Raw genomic sequence first — 15259 nt, 5'->3', positions numbered from 1 at the left:
CGCCGCTCGCGCCAAGGGAGCCCCGGGGCGATCGGCCGCACTCGCCTACCGTCACTGGGGAGGGGGCGAGATGTGGCGAGTGTTCTGGGTGGCGTCGTTGGCCGTCGGGGTTGCGGCGGTGGCAGTCGCAGCGATGTCGGGCACGCCGGAGGGCGTTCTCGAGGCAGACGTTCCGGCGTCGGCGGCGCGTGTCGCGGTCTTCCTGCTGGGCGGGATGCTCGTCGTGACGGCGATCGTCGGCAACATCGCGCTCACCGCGATCGAGCCCCGTGTGCGACTCGACGAAGGTCTGTAAGGAATCGTCCCGAGCCGCAAAGAGGGCTGCCGCGGGCGTCGGCTCGGCCGATCCATACTGAAAGCCGGGGGGCCGGCTCGTGCGCCCCCGGGGAGGGGCGCACGAGTGCCGGCGCTAGCGTGGGCAAGACGACGATGACACGGAGCGGGGTGGCGATGCTGCGGGGGACAGCGCTGTTCGTGCCACTCTCCGCGGTGCTCGCGGCAGCCATGCCGACCCGGCGTGGCGCCCGGAGCCGGTCGTCGACCTGGCCGTCCCACGCCCCGTCGGGCCGGGCGGCATCGGCGAAGGCGTCGGCGAGCCGGGCATCGGCGGGCCGGGCGGCGGCGAGCCGCGCATCGTCGGGCCGCGCATCGTCGGGCCGGGTATCGTCGGCGAGGGCGTCGTCCCCGGGGACGACATCGACCACCGCATCGTCGACCGCCGCGGCACCGATGCGCGGGGCGCCGCCGAACAAGGCGATGGTGTTCCGCATCCTCTTCGACGAGCACCTGCCGCGGGTGCGGCGCCACCTCGCGTGCTACGTCGACGACCCCGACGAGGTCGACGAGATCGCGGCCGACGTGTTCACCATCGCGTGGCGCAAGCTGCGCCCGCACAGCCCCATGGGCCTCGCCTGGCTGCTGCGCACCGCCGACAACAAACTGAAGGATGCCGCTCGGCGCCACCGCTCGCGCGAACAGGCCCTCGTCGCACTCACCCGTGGCATGCGCGAAGACACCGGCGACCTGCATCCGCTCGAGGCGCTGGCTCTGCGCGAGGCCATGACGGCCCTGTCGGCACGCGAGCGGCAGGTCGTGGTGCTCACCTACTGGGACGAACTGAGTGCCGGCGAGACCGCCGCCGTGCTGCGCTGCAGCCCCGCATCGGTCTGGACCACACTCACCCGCGCACGCGCCAAGCTCCGCGCGCAGCTCGAGACGAAGGAGGAGTCGTGACGATCACCGACGAGCGCATCGACCGCCTCTTCGCCGCCGCGAACCCGGCCCCCACCGGCGAGCGTGCCGACCAGCGCGCCGCCGACATCGCGCTGCGCGAGCGCATCATCCGCGGCGAGCGCCGCCCGGCCCGCCGCCGGGCCCGCCGCCCAGCCCGAGTGGCGCGTCGCAGGGCCTGGGTCGCCGGGGCGTCGATCGCCGTCGCCGCTGCGGCGGTCATGACGATCGTCGCCGTCGACGTGCTGTCGCCGGGGCAACAGGCGAGCGCTCTCGCCCCTCCCCCGCTGACCTATGTCGACCCGGAGCCGCTCGACGACGTGATCCGCGATGCGCAGACCGCCCTGGCCGATGGCGACGGGCCCGCGCAGAGTCCGCACGTCGCGTCGATCGGCTGGGCCTGGAGCATCGACATGGGCGACGAGCAGATCGAGATCGTGCCGCAGGAGGTCACCACCGACTGGTCGTACGAGACCGGATCGGTCACGACGATCGTCGCCGGCGAGTCGTACTGGCCAAACGACGATCGTCCCGACGGCGTCGCCGACAGCCCCTACGACCCGGGCGAGGTGATCGGCGTCGCCACCCAGTCGTCGGCCGAGTTCGACCTGCCCCGCGTGTTGGGCGACCTCGACGGCGCGAGCGAGCAGGACCTCCGGTCGGCGATGTCGGGGTACGAGGTGGGCGACGCGACGACCTCAGGCGAGCTCGCGCGGGGCATCGTGTCACTGCAGAGCTGGTGGACGCTCACCGACGAGCAGCACGCGACGCTGCTCGGGATGCTCGCGGATGCCGGGGACGTGACCGTGCTCGGGCGAACCGAGGACCGCCTCGGACGCGACGTCGTGGGGCTGCGCGTGTCGGGCGGCAGCGAGGTTCACGACGTGACGCTGCTGGTGTCGGTCGAGACGGGGCGCATCGTCGGCGAGGAGGTGGAGCTGCGGGAGCCGCAGGACTTCATCCCGACCGGGGTCATCCAGTACACCCTCTGGGACGTGGAGTAGGGGCGGCTCAGTCGTCGGCGCGGACCGACACGACGTCGCCGTCCAAGACGAACTCGAGCCCCGTGCCGTCGGCGAATCGTTCACGCAGCGCCTCGGGCTGACCGGGGTTGACGGTCATGTGCAGGGTCGGCGGGAAGTCGCCCGCCCCGCACGCCCACGTGACCGGCTGGAGCGCGCCGACCTCTTCGCGCAGCAGCTCGCTGCGCACGATCACGAGACACGTGTCCCGTTCCTCCTCGGGCGAGAACCAACCGATGTCGCGGATGACCGTGAGCCCGTGGAAGTCCTCGAACAGCGCGGCATCGGGGGTCCGCGCGCCGAGCAGCTCGGGCCAGGGAGCATCCGCGTCGACGGCGATGGTCGCGACCTGCCGCGGGTCGGGCCACGGCAATGTGGTCACCACGGTGGTCACCGCCACCGTGGCGAGCGCGATGCACGCCGCGCCGAGCCAGGTCCGTCCGGACGGACTCAGCGTGTCGAGCATCCGTCGGATGCTCCCCGCCCACCCCCGCCCGGGCGCATCCAGCCCTCCCTCGCCCGAGGGGTCCTCCCTGGCCCGTGAGGGGTCAAGAAATGCCTCATCCGGGGTGCGGAACCCGGCCGCTTCTGACCCCTCGCGCCCCGACCCCAGCCCGCGCGCGCTCGCGTGCCCCACCTCGCGTGAAGAGTCCCCCACCTCACGTGAGGGGTCGAGAACCGCCGTGTCCGGGGTGCCGAACCCGGCCACTTCCGCCCCCTCATGCCCGGGACGGGGGGACGCGGGCACGGAGGGGCGCGGAGCGTTCGCGCGCTCGAGTTCGGCGAGACGCGCCTGGGCGGCGGGGTCGTCGGCGATGTCGGCATCCCGGCCGTACGCGCGGGCCTGCAGTCGGCGCAGCTCGTCCGCCTCGTCCATGGACTCCTCCCCCACGCCGCGCTACTCGATCTGACCGATCGGCTCGCGCTTCTCGGCCTGGAACTGGTCCTCGGCCCGCCCTCGCGCCCAGTACGCCGAGATCGACAGCGCCTCGCGGGGCACCTCGTGCTCCTTCAGCAGCGCCCGCACGGCCTTGATCGTGCCGCGCTCCCCGTGGGCGAACACGCCGGGGTGCCCTTCGCGCCAGGGCAGCGCGGCGAGTTCGGCGAGCAGGGCCTCGTCGTCGGCGACCCAGTGGATGCTCAGACCAGCCGACGCATCCGGCAGCAGCCGATCGGCGGGATCGGGGATGCTGAGCAGGACGTGCCCGACGGCATCCGGCCCCATCGCCTCGACGGCGGAGGAGATCGCGGGCAGTGCCGTGTGATCGCCGATCAGCAGATGCCAGGGGCTCGCGGGATCGGGGCGGTATCCGCCGCCCGCGCCGCTGATGACGAGCGTCTGCCCGGGCTGCGCCTGTCGCGCCCAGGGCCCGGCGACCCCCTCGTCGCCGTGCACGACGAAATCGATGACCACGCGGCGACGCTCGGGGTCCGACGCGCGGATCGTGTAGGTGCGGCGCGTGGGCAGCTTCTCGGGGCTCTCGTCGCGCAGGCGCGCGAGATCGTACGGAGGGGTGAGACCGTGCGCCGGGTCGGCGAAGAGCACCTTGACGTACTTGTCGGTGAACGGGTTGTCGGTGAAGTCGTCGTAGCCGTCGCCGCCCGCTGTGACGCGGATCAGGTCGGGACTGATCTCCTCGACGTCCTCCACCGTGAGAACGGCCTGGGCGGGGGTGCGACGCGGTTCCGTCATTCGATCTCCTGGGTTCGCGGGTCGGATGCCTCCAGTCTGCCCGCGCCGCCGCCGGTCAGGGCCGTTCGAGCGATGCGTCCTGCTCCCACACGTACTCCTGCTCGCGCTCCCGCAGAACCCACCCGACCGGGTCGCCGACCCGCCGCACGCCGGGCGCGAACCAGCACGTCTCGTCGGGGTGCCACCCCGCGATGACCGACGCTCGCGTCTCGTCGACGGCGATCGCCGTACCCGCCGCCGCGAGATAGGTCGCGACGGGCAGGTGCACCGCGTCGTAGTGCTCCGCCACCCGCACCCAGTCGGGCACCACCCAGGCGCCGTCGCGCCCCGTGGCGCGGAACCAGTCGTGCCGCTTCTGCGCGGTCGCCTCGAAGGGGAACCTGGCGCACAACTCGGCCCAGGCCTCCGCCGAGTCGATCTCGAAGACGCGCGCATCCTGCGGGGTCTGCACGCGGAACGCGTGCGCCGCGTCCCAGCCCATCGCGTCCTCCCACGCCCAGAGCGCCACCGGTGCGTCATCGGCGTAGGCGCGGGTCGACGTGGGGATGCCCCAGTTCGGGGTCGACCACCAGTTGCCGCTCCACCGCGCCGTCGGGTCGGAGGGTCGCTCGCGCTGCGCCTGCGCCTCCTCCTCGAGCTCCTGCACCCGCCGTTCACGCAGACGCTCGCGCGGATCGTGGTGCAGCGGCTCGCGCGGCATATCGTCGACCCACTCGACCGCCCACTGATCGGCGGCGAGCGGCGACCACCACCACGCGCTGTCCGGCGCCTGCGCGACGTGTGCGGCGACCCGGGCGAGCGCGTCACGCATCTCGGGGGTCGCGGCGAGCACGTCGTCACCGTCGGGTTCCTGCCAGTACCGGGCCGCATCCGCCGCAGCCTGCAGCGACTGGCGCAGCCGCGGCATGGTCGGCGCGGGGAGGTCGAGTGCGGCGAGCGCGTCGGCAACCTCACGCGGCGACACCTGCGGAACATCCGGCACCGCGCCCGGGTCGCCGCCGATCATGACGAGCGTGCTCGACCCTCGATGCGGGTCCAGATGATGCGCGGCATGGTTCACCGCCAACCCGAACGATCCGAGCCAGCCGTCCGCCGTGGGCGCTTCCGAGGCGCGCGCGAAATCGAGCAGCATCCGCCGTCCGCGGGGTCCGCGCAGCAGTGCTTCCGCGCGCTGCGCCGCCGTCGAGGCATCCGTCATCGTCGCCCTCCCCTGTCCGCGCTCCACGGTAACGGGAACGCGCGGCGCGAACCGGTCTGTCAGGAATTCCTCGCTCGCGCAAAGGCGCGTTCCGACAGTGGCCATCCGTCGTCGCACCCGCTTCACTGGGCCGATGAGGAAGATCGCGGCGACGGCGCTGCTCGCTCTGTCCATCGGGATGCTGAGCGGATGCGTGTCGTCGGCCACTCCCGTCCCCGAGTTCGATGCGCCCGCCGACGCCGACGACGCCCTCCCGCCCGGATCGGACGTCATCGAGTCGTCGGCCCTCGTCGAGTCGAGCATCCGTCAGGTCGGCACCGTGCAGGACTGGCGCGTGTTCATCGCCCGCTCCTCCCCCGACGACGTCCCCGGCTACTGCATCGTGGTGGTACCGGCCGACGACGGGGCCGGCAGCGGATGCTCCACGAGCCTGCCCGTCTCGATCACCCCCGACGACGGCCCGACGTTCTGGTTCACGGGAGACGTCGGCACGCCGCCGGACGACGCCGAAGCCCTCTCGCCGAGCGTCTCGTGGGTGAGGTGACGCGTCCGAACTCATAGCCGGGATGCATGAGTGAACCCGCTCGAGCTATTTGTGGTCATGAGTCGACCGTGATGTCGTGGGTCGGTGAGACGTCCAGACCACCTCCGGCGCATCGCCGACGAGACCCGCTCGACCGACCCCTTCGAAACGGGCGCCGCCGAGACTGGACCGGCCTCCCGTCGCCGCCGACGCCGGCGCACCCTCGGCGTGGCCGGCGGGGCCGTGGCGCTGGGCCTCATCTTGAGCACGGTCGTCGCCGTCGCCCAACTGCAGGGCAACGTGACCACCGCACCGATCCGGTCCGACCCGGGCGCCGAGACCGATGACGCCGCGCCCGCGCTCGACACCGGGTCGCTGAACATCCTGCTCCTGGGGTCGGACGCTCGCGCCCTCTCCTCCGACGCCTTCGGTGATGATGACGGCACGCAGCGCAGCGATGCGATGGTGCTCGCGCACATCTCCGCCGACAACACCCGCATCGACGCCGTTCAGCTGCCCCGCGACACCCTCATGGACCTGCCGCCGTGCCCCGACACGGGGCGCGGCGCGACGCGCGGGGGCCAGGGGATGCTGAACTCGGCGCTCAACGCAGGACCCGCATGCTCGGTGGCGGCGGTGGAGAGGCTCACCGGTGTGCACGTCGATCATTTCGTGCAGATGGACTTCGAAGGCTTCATCGGCATGGTCGACGCGATGGGGGGAATCGACGTATGCCTGCCCGAGCCCCTGCAGGATCCTCACGCGATGCTCGATCTCCCGGCCGGACCGCAGGCGGTCGACGGCACCCAGGCTCTCGCGCTCGCCCGCACTCGCCACGCCCTCGCGGAAGAGAGCGACATCGCCCGACTCGGGCATCAGCAGATGGTGCTGTCGGCGATCGTGCAGAAGGCGACCCGCAGCGACGTGCTGGTGCGTCCCGACCGCCTCTACGCCTTCCTCGACGCCGCGACCTCGTCGATGACCGTCGACCCCGATCTCGGCGCCCTGTCCTCGCTCGTCGGCCTCGCGGCGCGCGTCGCGAACGTACCGCTGAGCGACGTCACGTTCCTCACCATGCCCTGGGCACCGGCGCCGCAGGACCGCAATCGCGTCGTGCCGGCCGCCGACGCTGCCGTCGTGTTCCAAGCCCTCCGCGACGACACCCCGGTGACGCTGACGACGGATGCCGTCGACGCGACGACCGAGCAGCCCGTCTCGCCCGACCCGGGCACGGTCGACACGGCACCCGCCGTCCGGAGCGCCCCGGTGCTCGTGGCGAATGGAGCGGGCGTGGCGGGACTCGCCGCACAGGTGGCGGAGGAGGCCAGGGGCCTGGGGTTCGGCATCCGCGGCCTCTCGAACGCCGACGCGACCGATGTCACCGTGATCCTCGCAGCGGACGATGCGGAGGCGCAGGCCACCGCGCGAACGCTCGCCGCCGATCTCGGCGGAGACATCGAGATCCGTACCGAGCAGGTCGACGGCGTGCGCCTGGTCCTCGGCCGCGACTATCCCGACCGCGCGGCCGCCGTCGTGGTGTCGCCGCGCCCGGTGGATGCCGTGAGCCGAAGCGCGGACATCGACCTCTGTACCGCATAGAGCGCGCCGCTCGTGGTCGTTCCGGCGTCGAGGCGGCGACGCTGGGCTCACGCCGCGAGGAAGGCGAGCGCGGCGTCCAGCGCGGGATTCCGCCGCGCCTCGGCCGTATACAGCACACCGACCGGCCGGGTCGACTGGTCGTCGAGTTCGAGACACCGCCCGCCGAGTGCGTGTGCGAGGTCGCCGAACGCGTCGGGAACGATCGTGACGCCCCCGACGGACAGGGCGAGTCGCACCAGGCTGTCGCGCTGGGTGGTCGTCATCACCCGAGGCGGTGCGATTCCCCGTCGGCGGTACGCCTGATCGGCCAACGATCGCATCGAGGTCCCGGCGGGCAGCGTGACGAGGGTGGACCCGCGCAGCAGGTTCTCGAGGTCGCCGTCGGCCGCGTCAGCGCGCGCGACCGCGACGAATCGCTGCGGCGGCAGCTCGATGCTCCGGAGGTCGCTGGGCACACCGTCGAGCACGCACAGCGCGAGGTCCGCACGCCCGGAGCGGAGCGCCTCGACCACCGACGCGGTGTCCTCCTCGGTGGCCATACTGATCGCCACCCCGGGATGCGCGCGATGGAAGGGCGCGACGAAATCGGGCGCCAGCGACGAGACCAGCGACGGGAGCCCTGTGATGCGGAGCGATCCCGCAGCGAGCGTGCGCACCGACTCCGACAGCGCATCGACCACGGCGACCTCGGCAAGCGCACGGCGCGCGGCGGCGACGGCCTCGGCGCCCGCCGGGGTCAGTGCGACTCCGCGACCCGAGGGGCGGAGGATCGCCACACCGAGCGCCTCTTCCAGTCCCTGCAGACGTCGGGAGAGCGACGGCTGCGAGACCCCGAGCTCGTCCGCGGCGGCCGTGACGGACGCATGGTCGGCGACCGCGACGAGCGCTTCGAGCTGACCGAGGGAGAGGCGAGACATCGGGAGGCACGCTACCAGCCACGGCCCTGGCGAATCGCTCCTCGGCGGAGGAGGATCGAAAAAGGGCGACGGCGGAAGGAGAACCGAACGTGTCGAAGAGCGAATCCCCGGGGACGACCCTCCCCCTCGAAATGGACAGCGCCGAATGCTGGCGGATGCTCGGCTCGACCGCCCTCTGCCGGCTGGCGTTCGACGGGCCGGACGGGGCTCCCGACATCCGACCGGTGAACCACCTCGTTGTCGACGACGCCGTCTATATCCGCTCGGCGTTCGATGCGAAGGTCGTCGCGATCGCCGCGCACTCGTACGTCGCGGTGGAGGTCGACGGGGAGGACGATCAGGGGTACTGGAGCGTCGTCGTGCGCGGTGTCGCGGCTCAGGTGACGAGCGAGGCCGAACTCCGCCGAATCGGAGTCGAGCGCTTCGCTTCGTGGACGGCGACCCCGAAGCCGTTCGTCCTGAAGGTCGATGCGCGATCGGTCACGGGCCGCAGGTTCCCGAAGAATCCCCGGATCGCACCCCCGGTGTACGCGGTGCCCCTCACCGACGAGGCGGCCGCCGAACACCGGAACCAGCGCGGCGAGCGCCCCTCGCCCATCCCGCACTTCGCTCCGCCGGCCGCCGACTGAGCGCACGGGTTACATGACCCAGGCGCGAAGCCGAGTCTCAGCTGGGGACCGTCCGCCGCTACCTCCGCCGAACTCGCTTCAGTAGTACATCCAGCTGTATTGCGCCGGCAGCACGACCAGCGCCAGGATCAGCGCCGCCACCGTGAGGCCGCTGGACAGAGAGATGAGGGCGGTCCCGAGACTCTTCGCCTTCATGCCACCCACTGTTGCAGCGCCGGTCCGCGAGACGACGGCTGTCGCGATCAGCGACGCCAGCCACACGAGAAGCCACATGACGGCGAGACCCACACCGACGTCGCTCTCCATGGGGTCCCAATAGGGGGCGTGGCCGAATCCGTCGCCCGCCCAGACGAGACCGGAAAGGTTGAACTGAGCGGCGCCGCTCAGACCGCAGAGCACCCCGACGACGGTGATGAGAATCAGACCGATGATCTTCAGCACTCGCGCCCCTCCCCGTCCCCGCGCAGTCGTAACCCCCGGTGGCTGCGGCTCAGCGTCCAGTACAGCATGCGATGGCGCCGACCTCGCGCACGCCGGCCCTGATCTTCCGGCGCGGGGAACGCCGAAATCTTGAATGGTACGGCGGGCGAGGGACGCGGATAGCCCTCGCGGCGGATGCCCGCGGCCGAGCGTACCGCTCTCGTCAGCGCGCCCCTGTTCCCGTTCCAGGTTGTGATCGGTCCGTATGCCCGGTGACCGGTGACCGGGGCGTCCGCCGCGCGTCGGCGCGGAACGCGGGGCCGCTCCTCGGTCAGCGGATGCTGCGACGCATGCGCAGCGCGCCGAACACTGTGACCACGGCGACGAGTGCGGCGAAGATCAGCAGCACGGTCGTCTGCGGCACGACCGTCAACGCGGCGCCGATCGCGAGCACCGGCACGGCGAGGCCGAGGTAGGCGACGAGGAAAATGCCGGCGAGCGTCTCGCCGCGCTTCCCGGGCTCAGCGACGCTCGCCGCCGCGGCGAGCGCGTTCTTGAACAGCGCCCCGACACCGGCGCCGGCGACCAGGCCGCCGCCGATGAAGAGCGGCAGAGAGGGGAGCACGGCTCCCAGGGCGATGAGCACCAGCCCCGAGCCACTCGCGAGGGCGGCGAACAGCAGCTGCACCCGCTGCGGGAGCGCGCCGAGCACGACCTGTGCGGCCGCGGCGGCCCCGAACACCGCGAAAACGGTGAGCCCGGCGACGAGGTGCGCCGTCTGGTCGAAGGTGCCGATGAGGATGCTCGGGGCGAGCGAGGTGAAGAGGCCGAAAAGGGCGAAGCCGGCGAAGGCTGCGAAGCCGGCGGTGAGGAAGGTGCTGCGGGCGCCCCGCGGCACGGCGATGCGCTGCGGGCGGTAGGCGCGGGGGGCGGCATCCACCGTCTCGGGTACGAGCGTGACGGCGATGGCGAGCCCGATGAGCACGATCGCGAACACGGTGTGCGGCAGGTGCAGCGGGTCGGGCAGGTAGTCGGCGAAGAGGCCGCCGATGACGGGGCCGAGCCCCAGACCGCCGAGGTTCGCGCCACCCGCGACCGCCGCCGCGACGATGACGTTCTCGTCGGGGCGCGCCTGCGCGCGCAGCTCTCCCAGGTGGGCGGTCGCGGTGGCCGTCAGCACGCCGATGCTCACACCGTTCACGACCCGCGCGACGAGCAGCCCGGCGACGTCGGTGAACACCATGAACAGCACGGCCGAGAGCGCCGACACGAGGATCGCGATGACGAGCATCCGCCGACGTCCCATCCAGTCGCTGATGTGACCGAGCAGGAACAGGCTCGCCACGACGCCCACGGCGTACGCCGCGAAGATCACGGTGATGGTCGACACCGGGAACCCGTCCGCCGCTTGGTAGAGGGGATAGAGGGGTGTCGGCACGGTCGAGTACGCCATGACGAGCAGGAACGTCACCGCCACGACCCAGAAGCCCCTCGCGTGTCGGGGTGAAACGGCGGATGCGGTCATGACGTGCTCCTTCTCGGGCGGGCCCTCTCGACCCGACGATGAGGGAACCGCGAACCGCACCGGTTTCTTCCCGGGTGCCCCTAGCGGCGCGTGCGGGCGGTGTTCACCGCGCCGCCACCCAGCGACCGAGCGCCGCGGCGAACGCCGCCGGTTGGTCGAACCAGGGGTATGTCGGTGGTGCCGGTACGTGAGTGCGTGCGGGCCGCCTCATTCCCGCGCTCATCCGCCTGGTCTACAGCCCGAGGAACGACGAAGGCCGGACCCGATGGGCCCGGCCTTCTCACACTCGCTGTGCGCGAGGGGGGACTTGAACCCCCACGTCCTTACGGACACTGGCACCTGAAGCCAGCGCGTCTACCATTCCGCCACTCGCGCGAGTCGTCTCGTTCCGAAGAACTCAACTTCGCAAGGCTATCACGCAGTCCGCCGCACCGAAAACTCGCGCCACGCTCGCCCGCCACGACCCCCGGAAACCGGCGCCACAACCGCCTGCGCGGGGGATTTCCAGGACACCTGGCTACGATGGCCGTACCAGTCGGCATGCCAGAGGAGCCCCGTGGGACTACTTGACAGCTTCGAGAAAGGTCTCGAGCGCGCGGTCAATGGCGCGTTCGCGAAGACCTTTCGCAGCGGCATCCAGCCGGTCGAGATCGCCTCGGCCCTGCGCCGCGAGGCCGACACGAAGGCCGCGGTCGTCAGCCGCGACCGCATCATCACGCCCAACAACTTCGTCGTGCGCCTCAGTGCCGACGACGCCGACCGCATGCGCGGCCTCGGCAGCGCGCTGACCGACGAACTGCACGCGCTGCTCACGAAGCACGCGTCGTCGCAGGGCTACAGCTTCGCCGGACCCCTCACCATCTCGCTCGAGAGCGACGAGAAGGTCGCCACCGGAACGGTGCGGGTCAGCTCGGGTTCGGTCGAGAGCCGCGTCAGCTGGCAGGCCGTCGTCGACGTCGACGGCCGCCGCCACGTCGTCACGCAGGCGCGCACCGTGATCGGGCGCGGGTCGGATGCCGACATCACGATCGCGGATGCCGGTTCGAGCCGCAAGCACGCCGAGATCCTGTGGGACGGCGAGCGCGCCATGATGCGCGACCTCGGCTCGACCAACGGCACGAAGGTCAACGGACAGAAGCTGCGCGAGGCATCCCTTCCGTCTGACACGACCATCACGATCGGCCGCACCGACCTCGTCTTCCGCGTCGTGCCGCAGTCGACGCCGTCGCGCGGCTCCGGCGGCGACGCGGCGACCCGCATGTTCGGGGGCCTGTCGTGAGTGAGCTCGTCCTCCTGCTGCTGCGCATCGGGTTCCTGGTGCTGCTGTGGTTCTTCGTGTTCGGCGTCGTGTATTCGCTGCGCGCCGACCTGTTCGGCGTGAAGGCGCGCAAGCTCCCCGCCGAGGCTGCCGCGGGCGCCGCCGCATCGCCCGGCGCCGCCGCCCCGAAGCCGGCGGCCAAGCCCGCCTCCGCCCGGGCCCAGACCGGCCCCGCGACCATCGCCACGGCCAAGCGCCTCGTCATCACCTCCGGCCCGAAGGCGGGCCTCGAACTGCCGCTCGGCAACGACACCCTCACGATCGGGCGGTCGAGCGAGTCGGCCCTCGTGATCCGTGACGACTACACGTCCAGCCATCACGCCCGCCTCGTGCTCCGCGGCGACGCGTGGGCGGTGCAGGACCTCGACTCCACCAACGGCACGTTCGTCGCCGGACAGCGGGTCAGCGGCTCGCCGGTCTCCCTGTCGCTCGGCACGCCCGTCAAGGTCGGGGCCACGACGTTCGAGCTGCGGGCCTGACTCCGGCATGGTCTTCGAGGGTTCGAGCGCCGCGATCTCCCACACCGGGAAGGTCCGCTCCAACAACCAGGACTCCGGCTACGCCGGGGCCAACCTGTTCGCCGTCGCCGACGGCATGGGCGGCCACGCGGGTGGCGACGTCGCATCGAGCATCGCGATTCAGCGCCTCGAACCGCTCGACCAGGCCTACGAGTCGACCGACGACGCGCAGGCATCTCTGCAGGCGGCGGCGACGACCGCGGCCGGCGACCTGATCCGCGCCGCGAAAGACCGCCCCGAGCTCGCCGGCCTCGGCACCACCGTCAGCGCGATCATCATGGTCGACGACTATGCGGTGATCGGCCACATCGGCGACTCCCGCATCTACCTGTACCGCGACGACGCGCTCACCCAGATCACCGCCGACCACACGTTCGTGCAGCGGCTCGTCGACTCGGGCCGCATCACACCAGAAGAGGCGCGGTACCACCCGCGCCGCTCGGTGCTCATGCGCGTGCTCAGCGACATGGACTCCGACCCCGAGCTCGACATGTTCGTCATGCCGACGCAGCCCGGCGACCGCTGGCTGCTCTGCTCCGACGGGCTCTCGGGCGTCGTCGACGAGACCCGCATCCTCAAGGCGCTGCGCCTCGACCAGCCTCCGGGCCGCACGGCGGACAACCTGCTCAAGCAGGCGCTCGACGGCGGCGCGCCCGACAACGTCACGATCGTGCTCGTCGACGTCGGCGGCCAGCATCCGCTCTCCTCCGGCACCCCGACGATCGTCGGCTCCGCCTCGAACCCGTCGGGCGTCATCGTGCCGCCGGTGCGCGCACCGCGCAGCAGCTGGCTGCACCCGGTGCGCCAGGCCGCGAACGAACCGACGCACTTCGAACCCGCGGCCGAGTACCTCGAAGAGCTCATCGAGGAGGACCGCCGCCGGGCCACGCGCCGACGCGTGGGCTGGATCGCCGCGATGCTGCTCGTGATCGGCATGCTCGCGTTCGCGGCGTTCGCCGCCTACAGCTGGACGCAGACGCGCTACTTCATCGGCGCCGACGACGACAGCGTCGTGATCTTCCAGGGCGTGCAGCAGAACATCGGCCCGATCACCCTGTCGACGGTCGCGGAGGACACCGACATCCTGCTCGCCGACCTTCCGCAGTTCCAACGCGCGACGGTCGAGCGCACGATCTCGGCGCGGTCGCTGTCGGATGCCATGGCGATCGTCGACCGTCTGCGTGCGGCCGCCGAGGCCAACGTGCTGCCGACCCCGCTGCCCACCGAGACCCCGCTGCCCACTCCGGCGCCCGAGGAGACGACCGACGGGGGTGAGGGATGAGCACCGACGTCTCGACCGACACCGCCGTCCTCAAGGCGCTGAAGCGTCTGCGCATGCCGCAGACCCAGCGCAACCGCGAATTCTGGCTGCTGCTGTTCGCCGTGGTCGTCGCCGCGTCGTCGCTCACGCTGGTGCAGCTCGGCGCGCTGGGCACGATCGACCCGATGATCCTCGCGATCGGCGGCGGCCTCGCCGTCCTCGCCTTCGCCCTGCACTTCACGCTGCGGTTCGTCGCGTCGGATGCCGATCCCTTCGTGCTGCCGATCGGCACGCTCCTCACGGGGCTGGGCATCGCGATGATCTACCGCATCGACATCGCCAAGCGGCTCACCGGGTGGGATGCCTACTCGACGAAGCAGCTCGCCTGGACGGCGATCTCGCTCGCCGGCGCGATCACCGTGGTCATCATGCTGCGGAACTACCGGGTGCTGTTCCGCTACACCTACATCTTCGGCTTCGCGGGCATCCTGCTGCTGCTGCTGCCCTTCGTGCCCGGTCTGCGCATCCCCGAGGCGAACGCGCAGGTGTGGGTGTCGCTCGGCGGCCTGTTCGCCTTTCAGCCCGGCGAGATCGCGAAGATCTGCCTCGCCATCTTCTTCGCGGGCTACCTCGTGCGCACCCGCGAGAGCCTGACCTCGGTCGGCACGCGGTTCCTCGGCATCACCTGGCCGCGCATGCGCGAGCTCGGGCCGGTGCTGGTGGTCTGGGCGATCTCGCTCGGCATCATCGTGATCCAGCGCGACCTGGGTACCGGAACGCTCATCTTCGGCCTCTTCATCGCGATGCTCTACGTCGCCACGGGCAAGACGAGCTGGGTGGTGATCGGCCTCGGCCTCGTCGCCGCGGGCGTGGCCGTCGCCACGCAGATCCTCAGCTACGTGCGCGGACGCTTCATCAACTGGCTGTTCCTGTTCGACCCCGAGCAGGTCGACCCCGACGGACCCGGCTACCAGCCGATGCAGGGCCTGTTCGGCCTCGCCCGCGGCGGGCTCATGGGCACCGGCTGGGGCCAGGGACGGCCCGAGGTCACCCCGCTCGCCCACAGCGACTACATCATCACCAGCCTCGGCGAGGAACTCGGGCTCATCGGCCTGTTCGCCATCCTCTGCCTGTACATGGTGTTCGTCAGCCGGGGCATCCGCATCGGCCTCGCCGGGCAGGACGACTTCGGGAAGCTGCTCGCCACCGGCCTGTCGTTCACGATCGCGCTGCAGGTGTTCATCATGGTCGGCGGGGTCACGCGGCTGATCCCGCTCACCGGACTCACGACGCCGTTCCTCGCGGCGGGCGGGTCGTCGCTGATCGCGAACTGGCTCATCATCGCGATTCTGCTGCGCATCTCCGACGGCGTGCGCCGCCAACCGAGAGTGGTGATCGGATGACTC

The 15259-nt window shown here is 71.5% G+C and carries 16 protein-coding genes and 1 tRNA gene; 10 read left to right on the top strand and 7 right to left on the bottom strand.

The features are described from left to right. Positions 1-70: 70 nt before the first annotated feature. The 3 genes from AC3A3J_RS05595 (at position 71) to AC3A3J_RS05585 (ending at position 2234) form a co-directional block, all read left to right on the top strand. Complete coding sequence (locus AC3A3J_RS05595) at positions 71-295, top strand: hypothetical protein (protein ID WP_487671338.1); 225 nt, start codon at positions 71-73, stop codon at positions 293-295. Between the two features lie 134 nt (positions 296-429). After that, a complete protein-coding gene (locus AC3A3J_RS05590) occupies positions 430-1233 on the top strand; it encodes an RNA polymerase sigma factor (protein ID WP_487671337.1) in 804 nt (267 codons plus the stop codon). After that, positions 1230-2234, top strand: coding sequence for a hypothetical protein (locus tag AC3A3J_RS05585; RefSeq protein ID WP_487671336.1), 1005 nt, complete (start codon positions 1230-1232; stop codon positions 2232-2234). Before AC3A3J_RS05590 ends, AC3A3J_RS05585 begins: the two co-directional genes overlap by 4 nt. Before the next feature lie 7 nt (positions 2235-2241). On the opposite strand, the gene AC3A3J_RS05580 is transcribed toward AC3A3J_RS05585, so the two are convergent. The 3 genes from AC3A3J_RS05580 to AC3A3J_RS05570 are packed head-to-tail and all read right to left on the bottom strand — an operon-like array spanning position 2242 to position 5143. Continuing rightward, positions 2242-3129: a hypothetical protein gene (locus AC3A3J_RS05580; RefSeq protein ID WP_487671335.1), complete on the bottom strand. Its 888-nt coding sequence runs from the start codon at positions 3127-3129 to the stop codon at positions 2242-2244. A gap of 21 nt (positions 3130-3150) precedes the next feature. Further along, positions 3151-3945 carry a siderophore-interacting protein gene (locus AC3A3J_RS05575; protein ID WP_487671334.1) on the bottom strand — a complete coding sequence of 265 codons (795 nt, stop codon included), beginning with the start codon at positions 3943-3945 and terminating at the stop codon, positions 3151-3153. 55 nt (positions 3946-4000) lie between these two features. Then, positions 4001-5143, bottom strand: a complete 1143-nt coding sequence (locus AC3A3J_RS05570) for a hypothetical protein (protein WP_487671333.1) — start codon at positions 5141-5143, stop codon at positions 4001-4003. 133 nt (positions 5144-5276) lie between these two features. On the opposite strand from AC3A3J_RS05570, the gene AC3A3J_RS05565 reads away from it, so the two are divergent. Beyond that, on the top strand, positions 5277-5687 hold the full coding sequence (locus AC3A3J_RS05565) for a hypothetical protein (protein ID WP_487671332.1): 411 nt from the start codon (positions 5277-5279) through the stop codon (positions 5685-5687). Between the two features lie 84 nt (positions 5688-5771). Continuing rightward, positions 5772-7265 carry an LCP family protein gene (locus AC3A3J_RS05560; RefSeq protein ID WP_487671331.1) on the top strand — a complete coding sequence of 498 codons (1494 nt, stop codon included), beginning with the start codon at positions 5772-5774 and terminating at the stop codon, positions 7263-7265. Positions 7266-7312: 47 nt separating this feature from the next. Here the strand turns inward: AC3A3J_RS05560 and AC3A3J_RS05555 are convergent, their stop codons facing one another. Beyond that, a complete protein-coding gene (locus AC3A3J_RS05555) occupies positions 7313-8182 on the bottom strand; it encodes a LysR family transcriptional regulator (protein WP_487671330.1) in 870 nt (289 codons plus the stop codon). Positions 8183-8271: 89 nt separating this feature from the next. Here AC3A3J_RS05555 and AC3A3J_RS05550 point away from each other — a divergent pair, with 89 nt between their 5' ends. Next, positions 8272-8811 (top strand): pyridoxamine 5'-phosphate oxidase family protein, encoded by a 540-nt coding sequence (locus AC3A3J_RS05550; RefSeq protein WP_487671329.1) that lies wholly within the window; start codon positions 8272-8274, stop codon positions 8809-8811. 78 nt (positions 8812-8889) lie between these two features. Here the strand turns inward: AC3A3J_RS05550 and AC3A3J_RS05545 are convergent, their stop codons facing one another. From AC3A3J_RS05545 to AC3A3J_RS05535, 3 genes are all read right to left on the bottom strand, one after another. Next, a complete protein-coding gene (locus tag AC3A3J_RS05545; RefSeq protein WP_487671328.1) occupies positions 8890-9252 on the bottom strand; it encodes a hypothetical protein in 363 nt (120 codons plus the stop codon). Between the two features lie 310 nt (positions 9253-9562). Then, positions 9563-10756 (bottom strand): MFS transporter, encoded by a 1194-nt coding sequence (locus AC3A3J_RS05540; RefSeq protein WP_487671327.1) that lies wholly within the window; start codon positions 10754-10756, stop codon positions 9563-9565. Positions 10757-11048: 292 nt separating this feature from the next. Then, positions 11049-11131 (bottom strand) — tRNA-Leu (locus tag AC3A3J_RS05535). Positions 11132-11312: 181 nt separating this feature from the next. Here AC3A3J_RS05535 and AC3A3J_RS05530 point away from each other — a divergent pair. From AC3A3J_RS05530 to AC3A3J_RS05515, 4 genes are read left to right on the top strand one after another with little or no spacing between them, the layout of a single operon-like run. Continuing rightward, a complete protein-coding gene (locus AC3A3J_RS05530; protein WP_314648402.1) occupies positions 11313-12035 on the top strand; it encodes an FHA domain-containing protein in 723 nt (240 codons plus the stop codon). Beyond that, complete coding sequence (locus tag AC3A3J_RS05525) at positions 12032-12553, top strand: FHA domain-containing protein FhaB/FipA (protein ID WP_487671326.1); 522 nt, start codon at positions 12032-12034, stop codon at positions 12551-12553. Before AC3A3J_RS05530 ends, AC3A3J_RS05525 begins: the two co-directional genes overlap by 4 nt. Positions 12554-12560: 7 nt before the next feature. After that, positions 12561-13874, top strand: coding sequence for a PP2C family protein-serine/threonine phosphatase (locus AC3A3J_RS05520; protein ID WP_487671325.1), 1314 nt, complete (start codon positions 12561-12563; stop codon positions 13872-13874). Then, positions 13871-15256 carry an FtsW/RodA/SpoVE family cell cycle protein gene (locus AC3A3J_RS05515; RefSeq protein ID WP_487671324.1) on the top strand — a complete coding sequence of 462 codons (1386 nt, stop codon included), beginning with the start codon at positions 13871-13873 and terminating at the stop codon, positions 15254-15256. Before AC3A3J_RS05520 ends, AC3A3J_RS05515 begins: the two co-directional genes overlap by 4 nt. Positions 15257-15259: the final 3 nt, after the last annotated feature.

It is taken from the genome of Microbacterium sp. Soil_N32 (assembly GCF_057655505.1).
Note: the sequence above shows the minus strand (reverse complement) of the source record. Positions and strands in the feature narration are given on the sequence as shown.